At 66.8% G+C, this 13417-nt stretch carries 11 protein-coding genes; 2 read left to right on the forward strand and 9 right to left on the reverse strand.

Annotation, left to right across the window (positions count from 1 at the left end; genetic code table 11):
* Nucleotides 1-21: 21 nt before the first annotated feature.
* From CVS48_RS11600 to CVS48_RS11610, 3 genes are read right to left on the reverse strand one after another with little or no spacing between them, the layout of a single operon-like run.
* Nucleotides 22-1023 (reverse strand): Bug family tripartite tricarboxylate transporter substrate binding protein, encoded by a 1002-nt coding sequence (locus CVS48_RS11600; protein ID WP_100854583.1) that lies wholly within the window; start codon nucleotides 1021-1023, stop codon nucleotides 22-24.
* A gap of 22 nt (nucleotides 1024-1045) precedes the next feature.
* Nucleotides 1046-1915, reverse strand: a complete 870-nt coding sequence (locus CVS48_RS11605; protein WP_100854584.1) for an amidohydrolase family protein — start codon at nucleotides 1913-1915, stop codon at nucleotides 1046-1048.
* 6 nt (nucleotides 1916-1921) lie between these two features.
* Nucleotides 1922-2890: a Bug family tripartite tricarboxylate transporter substrate binding protein gene (locus CVS48_RS11610; protein WP_100854585.1), complete on the reverse strand. Its 969-nt coding sequence runs from the start codon at nucleotides 2888-2890 to the stop codon at nucleotides 1922-1924.
* A 181-nt stretch (nucleotides 2891-3071) separates the two neighbouring features.
* Here CVS48_RS11610 and CVS48_RS11615 point away from each other — a divergent pair, with 181 nt between their 5' ends.
* The gene (locus CVS48_RS11615; RefSeq protein ID WP_100857609.1) at nucleotides 3072-3818 is read left to right on the forward strand and encodes an IclR family transcriptional regulator; all 747 of its coding nucleotides are present in this window, start codon (nucleotides 3072-3074) and stop codon (nucleotides 3816-3818) included.
* Between the two features lie 70 nt (nucleotides 3819-3888).
* Here the strand turns inward: CVS48_RS11615 and CVS48_RS11620 are convergent, their stop codons facing one another.
* Genes CVS48_RS11620 through CVS48_RS11640 form a run of 5 tightly spaced genes read right to left on the reverse strand, consistent with a single transcriptional unit; the run spans nucleotide 3889 to nucleotide 10969 of the window.
* On the reverse strand, nucleotides 3889-6213 hold the full coding sequence (locus CVS48_RS11620; RefSeq protein ID WP_100854586.1) for a molybdopterin guanine dinucleotide-containing S/N-oxide reductase: 2325 nt from the start codon (nucleotides 6211-6213) through the stop codon (nucleotides 3889-3891).
* Nucleotides 6214-6219: 6 nt separating this feature from the next.
* The gene (locus CVS48_RS11625) at nucleotides 6220-7083 is read right to left on the reverse strand and encodes a sulfurtransferase (RefSeq protein ID WP_100854587.1); all 864 of its coding nucleotides are present in this window, start codon (nucleotides 7081-7083) and stop codon (nucleotides 6220-6222) included.
* A 15-nt stretch (nucleotides 7084-7098) separates the two neighbouring features.
* Nucleotides 7099-8103 carry a Bug family tripartite tricarboxylate transporter substrate binding protein gene (locus tag CVS48_RS11630; RefSeq protein ID WP_100854588.1) on the reverse strand — a complete coding sequence of 335 codons (1005 nt, stop codon included), beginning with the start codon at nucleotides 8101-8103 and terminating at the stop codon, nucleotides 7099-7101.
* 37 nt (nucleotides 8104-8140) lie between these two features.
* On the reverse strand, nucleotides 8141-9505 hold the full coding sequence (purB, locus tag CVS48_RS11635; RefSeq protein WP_100854589.1) for an adenylosuccinate lyase: 1365 nt from the start codon (nucleotides 9503-9505) through the stop codon (nucleotides 8141-8143).
* Between the two features lie 18 nt (nucleotides 9506-9523).
* Nucleotides 9524-10969, reverse strand: coding sequence for an FAD-binding oxidoreductase (locus CVS48_RS11640; RefSeq protein WP_100854590.1), 1446 nt, complete (start codon nucleotides 10967-10969; stop codon nucleotides 9524-9526).
* Nucleotides 10970-11121: 152 nt separating this feature from the next.
* Here CVS48_RS11640 and CVS48_RS11645 point away from each other — a divergent pair, with 152 nt between their 5' ends.
* Entirely contained in the window at nucleotides 11122-11850 is a 729-nt protein-coding gene (locus CVS48_RS11645; protein WP_242001311.1) for an IclR family transcriptional regulator, read from the forward strand.
* Between the two features lie 26 nt (nucleotides 11851-11876).
* Here CVS48_RS11645 and CVS48_RS11650 read toward each other — a convergent pair whose 3' ends face one another.
* A complete protein-coding gene (locus CVS48_RS11650; protein ID WP_100854592.1) occupies nucleotides 11877-13265 on the reverse strand; it encodes an MmgE/PrpD family protein in 1389 nt (462 codons plus the stop codon).
* Between the last annotated feature and the right edge of the window lie 152 nt (nucleotides 13266-13417).

A 13417-nucleotide genomic window follows, 5' to 3' on the forward strand; every position in this document is an offset into this window, starting at 1 on the left:
GAATGCGGGGATGGGAATTTGTCAGGTGGGCTGGATGCCGGAATCGCGAATGACCTTGCCCCACTTCTGGAAGTCGGCCTTGCGGGTTTGGTCCAGCGCCTGCGGCGTGCCGCCGACCAGCGTGATGCCCAACTGCTGCGCCAGTTCCGTCAAGGCAGGGCTTTGCAGCGCCTTGCCGATGCTGGTGTTCAGCCGTTCGATCACGGGCGCGGGCGTGCCGGCCGGCGCGAAGACGGCCTGCCATTGCTCGGCCACGAAGTCTGGAATGCCGGCCTCTTGCATGGTCGGCACATCAGGCAGAACCGGCAGGCGCTGCGCGGAGGTGGCCGCCAGGGCGCGCAGCGCGCCCGACTGCACATGCGGCAGCGCGGCGGCTGCCGGCAGAAAAGCAAACTGGACCTGGCCCGCAAGCGTGTCTTGCAGCGCGGGCGTGTCGCCCTTGTAGGGCACGTGCAGAAAGCGCGCGCCGGTCTTCTGTTGCAGCAGTTCGCCCTGCATGTGCAGGATGGTGCCGGTGCCACCCGAGGCGTAGGCCAGGCCTTGCGGCGCGGCCTTCGCGGCGGCCAGCAGATCGGACACGGACCGGTAGGGCTGCGCAGCCCCCACGACCAACAAGTGGGCGATGGTGCCGATCATGATGACGGGCGCGAAGTCGGCCACGGGGTCATAGGTCAGCTTGCCCATCACATGGGGGGCGATGGCCTGCGGCCCGATCGAGGTGCCCAGCAACGTGAGGCCATCGGGCGCGGCGCGCGCCACACGCGCGGCGCCGATGGTGCCCGTTGCGCCGGGCCGGTTGTCGACGATGACGCGCGTGGCAAGCAGCGCGTCCAGTTGTTGGGCCACCGCGCGTCCCAGCACGTCGGTGCTGCCGCCGGCCGGGTAAGGCACGACCCAGGTAATGGTCTGGCCGGCGGGCCAGTCTTGCGCGGCGCGCACGCCGAACGCGGCGCCGGCGGCCAGGGTGGCGCTCAGCGCCAGGAAGCGGCGGCGCGCAGGCGAGGGGGTATCAATCGATGTCATGGTTGTCTCCTGAATATTTTTTTCATGCCGGAAAGCCGTAGAGGGCCGCCGGGTTCTGCACAAGAACGCGTTGCAGCGTGGCGTCCGTTTGGGTCCATTCGGCCAATCGCTCAAGCTGGCGCGCGTCATCGGGCATGGGCTGCATACCGGCCGATGCCGAGGCGTGTGGCCAGTCGCTGCCCCAGATCACGCGATCGGGATTGGCGTCGATGAAGGAGCGGGCCAGGTCGTCAAGCGCAGGGTCTTGCACCGAGCGCTGCTCACTGACGAGGTAGCCGCCCGACAGCTTCACCCAGGCACGGCCCGCGCCCAGCCATTGCAGGACCAGGGCGTGGGCCGGGTGCGCGCCAGCCTGGTTCGGCGCAATGCGCGCCATGTGGTCAAAGACCAGCGGGGTGGGCAGGCGCGCCAGCACATCGCTGATCTGCACCAGTTGGTCTGGCGGCATCAGTAGCTGGACATGCCAGCCCAGCGGCGCCACGCGCGCGGCCAATGGTCCGATCTGCGCAACGGCATTCACCACGCCCAGCGACAGGTTGAACCGAATGCCACGCACGCCCGCCGCATGCAGCGCTTGCAGTTGCGCATCGGTCTCCAAGCCGTCGATGACGGCCACGCCGCGCGCCTGCCCACCCAGTTCGGCCAGGGCCGACAGCATGCTTCGGTTGTCCGCGCCATAGGTGGACGGCGTCACCAACACCGCGCGCTGCGTGCCCAACCTGGCCTGGATGGCGCGGTACTGCTGCATCGTCGCGTCGGGCGGCAACAGCCGCGCGCCCGGCACGGCGGGGTAGCGCGCGTCGTAGGCGTGGATGTGGCAATCGCAGGCGCCGTCGGGAACGGCCACGGCTGCGGACGCCAGCCCGGCAGAGTAGGGAAAGGGCGCGGACATGCGGACTTACTCGACGCGGGCGCCGGAATCCTTGACGATCTTGCCCCAGCGGATGCGGTCGTCGTGGATCAGCTTGGCGAATTCTTCAGGCGTGCCGGTCAGCACGCGCGCGCCCTGTTCCTGATACTTCCGGCTCAGGTCCGAGGTCTGCAATGCCTTGTTGAATTCCGCATTCAGGCGCTGCACGATTTCCTTGGGCACGCCGGCCGGCGCCGCCAGGCCGAACCAGGTCACGGCTTCAAACCCGGGATAGCCGCGTTCGGCGATGGTGGGCACGTCAGGCAGATCGGACGCGCGTTGCGCGGCGGTAACCGCCAGGGCGCGCATCTTGCCGTTGCGGATGTGGCCGATCAGCGTGGGAACCGACGACAGGTACATGTCGATCTGTCCGCCGATCAAATCGTTGGACGCTTGGGCCGCGCCCTTGTACGGGATGTGGGTGAGCTTGATGCCCGCCGCGTTCTGCAATTGCACGGCGGCCAGGTGCGCCACGGTGCCGTTGCCCGAGCTGGCGTAGGTCAGCAATTCCGGCTTGGCCCGGGCGGCCGCGATCATGTCGTCGAACGATTTCAGCGGGGAATTGGCCGGCACCACCAACACCAGCGGCGCGTCGGCGATCAGGCCGATGGCGGTCAGGTCTTTCTCGGGGTCGTAGGGCAGCTTGGCGTACAGGGTGGGGTTGATGGCCAGGTTGCTGGTCTGGCCCAGCACCAGCGAATAACCGTCGGGCGCCGACTTGGCTACGTTGTCCACGCCGATGTTTCCCCCGGAGCCCGGGCGGTTCTCGGTGACGATGTTCCAGCCGGTGTTTTTTGCCACCTTCAGCGCCGCCTCGCGGGCCAGCACGTCCGTGCCGCCGCCGGGCGGGAACGGCACGATCAGGCGGATCGGTTTGTCGGGGTAGCCCTGGGCGGCGCTCAACCCCGCCACGCAAACAAGCGCCAAGCCAGACAGCACGCGCGCAATGACTTTCATGGTTTGTCTCCAGTCGTTGTTTTGATCCGCGCATTGTGCGATCGTGTTCCGCCTAATACAATCCAGGTTCGTACAGCGAAACATGTTGCGTACCATGGTCGATACTAAAGACGGCAAAAGCGGCAGCAAGAAAGGCGGCAAAGTGGATAAAACCAAGCGGGGAGTCACCACGGATGACGCCATGGATGACGCGCGCTTGACCGAAGACGTTGCCCCCGAGGACGATGCCCCCGAGGAAGGCGTGGTCGCGGTCAGGCGGGCGATGCGCATCCTGGAAGCCTTCGGCATTGACGATGCGCACCTGTCGCTGGCGGAACTGAGCCGCCGCACGGGCTGCCACCGGTCCACGGTGTTGCGCCTGGCGCGCACCTTGGCCATGGATGACTATCTGGCGCAGCGCTCGGATGGCACGTGGCGTCTGGCGCGGGCGGCCGGCTGGCTGGGCGCGTGCTATCAGGCCACGTTCAACGTGCAGGAATTGGTGCAGCCCGTACTGCGAGAGCTGTCGGGCGCCACCGGGGAAAGCGCAACGTTCTATGTGCGCGAGGGCAATCAGCGCATCTGCATGGCGCGTGTGGAAGGGCCGAAGTCGATCCGCCATCACGTGCGCGTGGGCGCGGCATTGCCGCTGAACCTGGGCAGCCCGGGCCGCGTGCTGTTGGCGTTTTCAGGCGAAGCCGGTGAAGAGTACGAGGCCGTGCGGCGCGCCGGCTACATGATTTCGCTGGGCGAGCGTGACGCCGAGGTATCCAGCATTTCGGCGCCGGTCTATGGCATCAATTGGACCTTGCTGGGCGCCATCTGCATCTCGGGCCCGATCTCGCGCTTGAACGAAGCGGTGCTGCTCAGCCATAAAGAGGCCATTCTTTCCACGGCCAGCCGCCTGTCGCGCTCGATGATGGGCGCGCGGCAGGGTGGGGCGGCGTAGCGGGGCGATCCCGCTACGTGTTTCTTTTGACCGCCCGTGGCTTGACCGCCCGTGGCTAGACCGCCCGTGGCTAGACCGCCCGTGGCGCGTCGAATGCCCGCATGGGCGGCAACACGCCGTCATAGCGCTCAACCTGCACCGCCGTCAGTTGCCCGCTACATCCCTGCGCCAGCGACGACGTGCCGACGTCGCGCGTCAGGATGTTCGGGTTGCCGTGGCCGCACAGCACCACGTTGCCGCTGGCGTCTGTCACGGGGTCGTACCAGGCGCCGGTGGGCAGTTGCGCTACGCCGGGCATGATGGCCGTGCTGAGGGTGGCGCTGGCCAGGCAGGCGCCACGTCCATTGAACAGGCGCACGATATCGCCTTCCGCAATGCCGCGCGCGGCGGCGTCCTGCGGATGCAGCGTGCACACTTCACGGCCTTGCCGCTTTTGCGACACGCTGTGTGCGCCAAAGTCCAGTTGGCTATGCAGCCGGGTAGCGGGTTGATTGGCCACCAGGAACAAGGGGTAGTCAGCGGTGGGCGCGTCTTCGGGTGGCAACCACGCCGGGTGGCCCGGACAGTCCGCGTAGCCAAAGCCCGCGATCACCTGGGAACTGATCTGCACCTTGCCGCTAGGCGTGGGCAAGGGCTTGCCGGCCGGGTCGTTGCGGAACGCGCGCAAGATGCCGCCGTCGTCATCTTGTTGGGGCAGCGGCAATTCGCCCCGTTCCCAGAACTGCTCGAAGCTGGGCGCGTCCCGGCCCTGGTCTTGCAATGCCAGGCGCGTTTTTTCGTACAGGTGGCGCAGCCATTCGCCGCTGGTCCGCCCTTCGGTAAATGCGTCGCGCGTGCCCAGGCGGTCGGACAGGTCCGTGAATATGTCGTAGTCATCGCGTGCCTGGCCATTGGGCGCGGCGATGCGGTGCATGGCCACCAGCAGCGGGTCGGTTGCCGAACCGCCGATGTCTTCACGTTCCAGCGTCATCGTGCAGGGCAGCACGATGTCGGCATGGCGCGCGGTAGCGGTCCAGCCGATTTCATGGACGATGAAGGTGTCCAGCGTGGCGAACGCGCGGGTCAGGCGCTTCAGGTCTTGATGATGGTGGAAGGGGTTGCCGCCCGCCCAGTACGCCAGGCGGATGTGGGGATACCGCATGCGCTTGCCGTTGTAGTCAAAGGGCTGGCCGGGATGCAGCAGCATGTCGGAAATACGCGCGACCGGAATGAAGTCCTTCACCCCATTCATGCCTTGCGGCAATGACGCCACCGGTACGGCGTTGCTGCGCTTGCCGTAGTGCGCCAGCGTGCCCAGCGCATAGGCGTAACCCCCGCCAGGCAAACCCAGTTGGCCCAAGGCGGCCGCCAGCACGGCGGCCATCCAGACCGGCTGCTCGCCGTGTTCGGCGCGCTGCAACGAATGCGAAACGGTCACCAGCACGCGCTTGCCGGGCAACAGGCGCGCCAGTTCAGTGATCTTTGCCGCCGGCAGGCCGCAAAGGGGGGCGGCCCAGTTCGCGTCTTTGGCTTGCCCGTCCTGGCGGCCCATCAGATAGTCTTCAAAGCCTTCCCAGCCGTCGCAGAACTCGGCCAGGAAGGCTCGGTCATGCCTGCCGTTGGCGACCACGTCATGCACCAGCGCAAGCATCAGCGCCACATCGGTGCCGGGCACGGCCTGCACCCATTGCGCGTCGGCGTCCGCCGGAAAGTCGCTGGCCAAGGGGCTGATGTTGATAAAGCGGCAACCGCGCGCGGCGGCCTGGCGCATGGACTCGCGTTCGATGTGACGGCTGATGCCGCCGCTGGCCACGCGTGAATTCTTCAACGCCATGCCGCCGAACGCCAGCACCACATCCGTGTGCGCCACGATCTGTTCCCACGTGACGTTGCGGCGCGCCACGTCGTCCATGCTGCCCAGGATATGCGGCAGGATCACGCCCGACGCACCCGCGCTGTAGCTGTTGACCGAACGCACGTAGCCGCCCAGCGCCGTATTCAGGAAGCGGTGCACCTGGCTTTGGGCATGATGAAAACGGCCCGCGCTGGACCAGCCGTAAGACCCGCCGAACACGCCTTGCGCGCCATGCAGATTCTTGACGCGTTGTAGTTCAGCGGCCAACAGGTCCAGCGCATCCTCCCAACTGACCTGCACGTAGTCGTCGCGGCCCCGGCTGGCGTCCGGCCCCGGCCCGCGTTCCAGCCAACCGCGCCGCACCATGGGCGCGGTAACGCGTACGGGGTGGTCCAGCGCATTGGTGAAGTTCTGGATCAGCGGGTTGGGGTCCGGGTCGCCGGGATACGGCAGCACCTTCAGCGCGCCGTCTTTCCAGGCGGCGGAAAACACGCCCCAGTGGGCGCTGTGGGGCTTGCTGTCGGTGTCCGGACGGGCCGGCGGGAAGACGGGGTCGTTCATGAGGATCTACGCTTCAGGGCCGGTGGCGATGGGCGCGCCGGCTTGCGCGCTCCATTCGCTCCACGAGCCGGGGTACAGGGCCGCGCCTGTCAGTCCGGCGACTTCCATGGCAAGCAGGTTGTGGCAGGCCGTGACGCCGGAACCGCATTGGTTGATGACGTCGGCCGGCGCGCGGCCGTTCATGCGCGACGTGAACTCCTGACGCAGTCGTTCGGGCGACAGAAAGCGGCCGTCGGGCGCGAGGTTGTCGCGGAAGAAGCGATTGCGCGCGCCGGGTATGTGGCCGCCCACCGCGTCCAGCGTTTCGTTTTCACCGCGATAGCGGTCAGGCGCGCGCGCATCCAGCACGACGTGCCTGCCTGCGTTAAGCGCCTGGCGCATTTGCGGGTAGTCGATGGTGGGCTGAAGGCTGTCGCCCACCGGCAGTTGGCCGGCGGCTCGCTCGGGCGGCGCCTCCGTGGTGAGCGGGTAGCCGGCGGCCTTCCATGCCGCGACGCCGCCGTCCAGCACCGCCACGGCGTCGTGCCCGATCCAGCGCAGCAGCCACCACAGGCGCGCGGCGAACATGCCGCCCGCGTTGTCGTAGGCGACCACCTGCGTCTGGCTGCCGATGCCCAGCGCGGCCATCGCGCGGGCGAACCCGGCGCGATCCGGCAGGGGATGGCGTCCGTTCTTGCCTGTTTTCACGCCGCTGAGCGTGTCGTCCAGATGCACGTAGGCCGCGCCGGGCAGATGGCCCGCTTCATACTGGCGACGCCCCGCTTGCGGGTCCGCCAGGTCAAAGCCGCAGTCCAGGACCACGATGTCGTCCCGCCCCGCCTGGGCCAGCGCGCGGTGCAGCTCGGCCGCGCCGATCAAGGTGTTGCTCATGTCAGGCTCCTGGTCTTATTGCCCGATCTGCTTGAGCAGGGCGGGGGTGGCGGCTTTACGGTAGTTGGCGATGTCTTCAACGATGTACTGCTTGAACTGGTCCATCGGCAAGTCGTGTTCCATGGCGGAGTCCTTGCGGATGGCGTTCTGCACCGACGGTTCTTTCAAGGCGCGCGAAAGGTTGTCGGACAGCACCTTGACCACGTCGGGCGGCGTGCCGGCGGGCGCCGCCAGGCCGTACCACTGCGTCATTGTCATGTCGATGCCCAGCTCCTTGAATGTGGGTACGTCCGGCAGGATCGGGCTGCGCTTGCTGCCGGTCAGGGCCAGCACGCGCAACTGGCCTTGCTGCACCTGCGGCACCAAGGGCGATGCGGTGGCGAAGAACATATCGATCTGTCCGCCCATCATGTCGGTGATGGCCGGGCCGGATCCCTTGTATGGCACGTGCAGCAGCTTCAGGTGTCCCAGCTCTTTGATGGTTTCCATGCCGATGTGGGCGGCCCCGCCCGTGCCGGTGGAGGCAAAGGTCAGCTCCTTTGCCTTCGCGGCCTGGATCACTTCCTGCGCGGTCTTGAAGCGCGACTGCGTGGCCACGAACAGGCCGTGCGGCGCTTCCAGGATCAAGCCGATGGGGGCAAAGTCTTCCGGCACTTTGTACGGCAGGGTCTTGGGCTTCAAGGCAGGCGACACCGCCAGGTTGCCGCTCATGGCCAGCAGGATGGTGTAGCCGTCGGGCGGCGCCTTGGCGACCAGGCCCGCGGCGATGTTGCCGCCCGCGCCGGGCCGGTTTTCAACGATGACGGTCTGGCCGATCTCTTTACCCATGGCGGTGGCGATCAGGCGTCCGTAAAGGTCGCCGCCGCCGCCCGGCGGAAAGCCCACCACCAGCGTGATGGGGCGGTCGGGAAACGCGGCCTGCGCCGTGCCGCCCGCCAAGCTGATCAAACCCAGGCCCGCCACCACGGCGGCGCGGCCCCCAAACTGCCGGACAAACCGGCTTGCGAAAGAATTGCCCATTGTGTTTGTCTCCTGTGTTGTTTTTTTCAGGGAAAGACTAGGCGTCGAGCCACCCGGCCTGATGCTGTTGCACCACCCTGTCCACCGATGCCGCGCACTGCCCCAGGTAACCTGCGGGGTCGGTCAGGCGCAGGATCTCTGCTTCGCCCAGCAGCGCCGCCAGGTCCTTATGCTGGCGCAGCGCCTGGGCGAAATCGAGCTTGTGCGTGATGCCATGCATGGATGCGTCGTAGATCCATTCGTGGGCGGTCTGCTTGCCCACGCGCTCGGACAGTTCCAGCATCACGTGTTCGGACAGCAGGTAGCCCCGCATGCGGTCCAGGTTCAACGCCATGGCGTCCGCGTCCACCCGCAACCCGGCCAGCAGGTTCTTGGCCTGGAACAGCATGGCGCCGGCAATCAGGCAGCATTCGGGCAGGGCTTTCCATTCGATCTTCCAGGCAATGCCGTCGCGCTCGCCTTCCTGCACCATGCCTTCCAGCATCAGCGCCGCGTTGGCGCGCAGGGGGCGGCACAGGCCCGCCAGGTTCTCGGCGGACGTGGGGTTGCGCTTGTGCGGCATGGTCGACGAGCCCAGCTTGCCCGCCGAGAACGCCTCTTCCACTTCGCCGAATTCGTTTCTTTGCATGTTGAAGAGTTCGTTGCCGATCTTCGACAAGGTGGCGCCCAGCATGGCCAGCACCAGCGCGTACTCGGTGAAGCGGTCGCGCGCGGGCGCCCAACTGACGGCGGGCGCGGCCAGCCCCAGCTTGGCCAGCGTGCGGCGTTCGACCTCTTCGGCCTGCTCGCCCAGCGAGGCCTGGCTGCCCACCGCGCCGGCCACCATGCCCACGAGCATGCGCGCTTCGCATTCTTTCAGGCGGTCGTGATGGCGCGACAGCTCGTCCAGCCAGACCGCGCATTTGTGGCCGAAGGTGATCGGCAGCGCCTGCACGCCGTGCGTGCGCCCCGCCATGGGCGTGTCGCGATGCGTCAGCGCCAGGCGCGCCAGTTCCTGCCCCACGGCGGTCACGTCGCGCAGGATGACGCCATGCACCTGCTTAAGCTGCAAGGCCACGCCGGTATCCACCACGTCTTGCGTGGTGGCGCCGTAGTGCACCCATTCGCCATGATCCGGTCCGCAACGTGCCTGCAATTGCTTCAGCGCGGGCACCAGCGAATGCTTGATGCGGCGAATCTCGGCCGACATCTGCGTGATGTCGATGTTGGAAATATTGGCCTGGGCACGGATCTCGCGGGCGGCGGCCTCTGGAATGATGCCCAGCTCGGCCTGCGCTTCGGCCAGCGCCGCTTCAAAGTCCAGCCACTTCTGGATGCGGTTCTCTTCCGAGAAGATGTCGCGCAGTTCGTCGGTGCTCCACAGATGCTGGAGCGACTGCATATCGAAAACGGAAACGGGCATGGCGCAAGGTCCTGGTGATTAGGAAAGCTTGGGGGCGGGGCGCGGCAACAGGCGTCCCGGATTGAAGGTGCCCAGCGGGTCCAGCGCATGCTTGATGCGCTGCATGAGCTCGACGGACACGGCGGGTTTGAATTGCAGAAACGCTTGCTGCTTGAGCCGGCCGATGCCGTGCTCGGCGGAAATCGAACCGCCCAGCGCGGCGGCGACTTCGTGCACGATGTCATGTACCGCGTCTTCCTGGGCACGGAAAGCCGCGTCGTCCATCGCCAGCGGTTTGCTTTGGTTGTAGTGAAGATTGCCGTCGCCCACATGGCCGAAGCAGACGATGCGGATGCCGGGCATCAGCGCCTGCAAGCGGCTGTCGGCGGTGGCGATGAATTCGGGGATGCGGGATACCGCCACCGAAATGTCGTGCTTGATGGACGGGCCGTCCAGCCGCTGGGCTTCGGGCACATGTTCGCGCAGGGCCCATAGTTCATGTGCCTGGCGGTGGGATGCCGCGATCACCGCATTGGTCACGCCGCCGTCTTCCATGGCCGCTTCCAGCACGCCGTGAACGGCGGGCTCGGGGTCCATCAAGGCGGATGTCTCGGACACATCGAACAGCACCATCCAGGGCGCGGGCTGGGCCAGGGGGTCGCGCATGCCATCCAGCGGGTGCGTAAGCACTTGGGCCAAAGTCTGTTGGCCGATCAGTTCAAAGGCCGTGACCCGTTCGCCCACGGCGTCGGTCAGCCGGGCCAGCAGATCCACCGCCGCTTGCGGCGTGGGCACCGCCACCCAGGCGGTCACCACCTTGCGCGGCGGCGCGTACAGCTTGAAGGACGCGGCGGTCACCACGCCCAGCGTGCCTTCGGCGCCGATGAACCATTGCTTCAGGTCGTAGCCGGTGTTGTCCTTGCGCAGCGTGCCCAGTTGATTCAGCACGCTGCCGTCGGCCAGCACCACTTCCAGGCCGAGTGTCAGGTCGCGCGTGTTGCCGTAGCGCAGCACCTGTTTGCCACCCGCGTTGGTGGACACCACACCGCCCACCGTGGCGCTGCCTTCCGAGGCCAGCGACAGGGCAAACAAGCGGCCCACGTTCGCGGCCGCCTGTTGCGCGGCAAGCACCGTGCAGCCGGCCTCCAGCGTCATGCTGTTGTCCAGCGCGTCCACGCGGCGCACTGCCGTCATGCGGTCCAGGCTGAGCACCAGTTCCCGGCCCGAGGCATCGGGCGTGGATCCGCCGACCAGCCCGGTGTTGCCGCCCTGCGGCACCACGGCCACGCCTTGCGCGGCGCACAGCGCCACCACCTGCGACACCTCCTGCGTCGTGGCCGGACGCACCACGGCGCGCGCCGCGCCGGGGAAGTTGCGGCGCCAGTCGGACGTGTAGCGGGCCGTGTCCGCCGCCGCGGTCAGTACCTGCGCGGGGCCCACGATGGCGCCCAGCGCCGTGGCGAATGCATCACTTTGATTGGGCATAATGCTACGGTTCGCACGGCCGGGCGTAACGCTGCGGCGCTTGCGGTCTCCTGGTTGAAACGCAGACGGCGGTCCCTGGTCCGGTAGCCGTCTTTCGTTTCATTGGTTAAAATAGGTTTTATTGAACAAAACTATAGGAAGCATCCGAAACCGTGTCAAGCGAGAATTCCCCTAAGCCGCCCGCCGGCGTGCTCGAACGCGGCATCTCCGTTCTGGAATGCTTCGATGAAAACAATCTGCGCCTGTCGCTGCGCGACCTGGCCGAACGCACCGGGCTGGACAAAGCCACCTTGCTGCGTCTGCTGGGCGTGTTCATCAAGGCGCGCATGATTCATCGTTTTGACAGCAGCACCTACGCGCTGGGGCCCGCGCTCTTGCACATGGGCATGCTTTATCGCGACACCTTCGACCTGGGTTCGCGCTTGCAGCCGGTGTTGCGCAGCATCATGGAACAGACGGGCGAAACGGTGGCGCTGTACGTGCGCAGTGGTGAAGACCGCATCTGCCTGTACCGCGAAAACACCTCGCGCGAGGTGCGTCATCACGTTGAAGTCGGCAAGCGCATCAGCCTGAAGGACGGCGGGTCATCGGCGCATGTGCTGCGCGCCTTTACCGGCGGCGTTACGCCGCTTGCGGACAGCATCCATGAGAACGGCTACGCCATGACCCGGTCCGAGCGGGTCGCTGAAATGGCGTCGGTGGCCGTGCCGGTATTCGATGCGGATGACGCCTTCATTGGCGCGCTGGTCGTGCTGGGGCTGGCATCGCGCCACGACGAGGCCGCGCAGATCAAGGCCGTGGATATCGTGCGCCACGAGCTTGCGCAGCAAGGGTTTCGGACCACGCCGCCAGCGGCCTGTACGCCCAAGGGCAAGGCGTAAGCGGGCTGCGGCGCCCGCTTGTGTTTCTACTGCTGGCGCGGGCCCGCGCCGCCGAATAATTCGGGGGGCGGCAGGCAGATCGCCTCGTCTTCGCGGGCGTCCGTGAAGCGCTCGCACCAGGCCACAATGGCTGCTGCCTGCGCATCATCCATGGCCGGCGCGAAGGCGCGCATGCGGGCTTGCAGCGCGTCCCAGGTGTAGGGGTCTTCCGGATCGCCGCGACGCAGCTTTCTCAGCACGCTCCATTGCTGTCCGCCCTTCAGCGTGAGCGTCACGCGGCAAGGCCGCAGGCTTGGAAACTCCTGTTGGAACACATCGCTGGTGCGTACCGTGATGCGGCGCGCCAAGGCCAGCAGGGCGGGCGCATGCAAGTCGGGCGACTCCATGTCTTCAATGCCCAGCTTGCCGGTCAGCACCAGGCGCGCCACCACGTAGCGCAAGCAAAAGCAGGTTTGCGCGGGATTGACGGGCCATTCGACGCCGGCGATTTTCAGCGCGTGCGTGAAGATTTCAACGTCCAGCGATTCGATGTCGTCCGGCGCGGGCGCGTGGATGTCCAGCAGTTCCTGGGTGGCGTCCAGCGGCGTGAACAATTGCGCGCAGCAGGGCCAGGCCTTGATGGTGGCGGTGTTCAGGCGTTCGGGCGCGTCCAGGTTGATGTCCAGCGCGTCCAAGGGGCCATCGCCTTGCAGCAAGCGGTACAGTCCGCGCGCACCCGTTGCGAAGCGCTGCGCGCCGGGCAGCCCGGCACGCGCCGCATAAGCGGCCGTCATGCCGTTGCGCACGGCGAAGGCGGGGTGCAGCGACTTGGCTTCGTGCGCCTCATCGTCCACCAACTGCCACAGGCCCGCCGCCTGCGTGGCGCCGATGCCCAGCGCATGGTGCAGCGCTTGCGGCCCCAGCCCCAAGGCGGTGGCCGACGCCGCCGCCGCGCCCACCGCGCCCGCCGTGGCGGTGGCGTGAAAGGACGCGGCATGGCGCGTGCCCAGCGCTTCGCCCAGCCGCAGCGACACTTCGTACCCGGCAATGATGGCGTCCGCTACCTGGCGCTGCGTCATGCCGCCGCTTGCCGCCAGCGCCAAGGTGGGGGTGACCGACACCACGCCGGGGTGCAGCATCGCGGCGCGGTGCGCGTCGTCGATCTCACGCAAGTGGGCGATGGCCGCATTGGCGAAGGCGGCGCCGTTGGCGTTCATGCCCATGCCGCCGAAGATCGGAACGTTGCCGGCGCCGGGGTGGCAGTCGTGCGCGGTGCGGCGATAGCGATCGGCGGCAGGCGTGCCGGCCGCTGACCAGCCCGCGGTGAACCAGTCCAGCAAGGCTTGCGCCAGGCGTTCGCGGGTGGGCAGGGGAATGGGCTGCTGGCGCAGGCGGCTTAGGTGGGCGACCAGGGATGCTTCGGGAGTGGATGTCATGGCTTATGTTTCATTGAATAAAAAATATTTTATTTAACAAAACAATAAACCATTGCGCCTGGAATTTAAACCTGCTGAGGTTCATGGCGCTTCGGTTGAATGACCGTGTCGCGCGCGTAACTCATATCAACTCCGATGATCGGAATTTTCAG

The organism is Achromobacter spanius, assembly GCF_002812705.1.
Taxonomy (GTDB): domain Bacteria; phylum Pseudomonadota; class Gammaproteobacteria; order Burkholderiales; family Burkholderiaceae_B; genus Achromobacter; species Achromobacter spanius.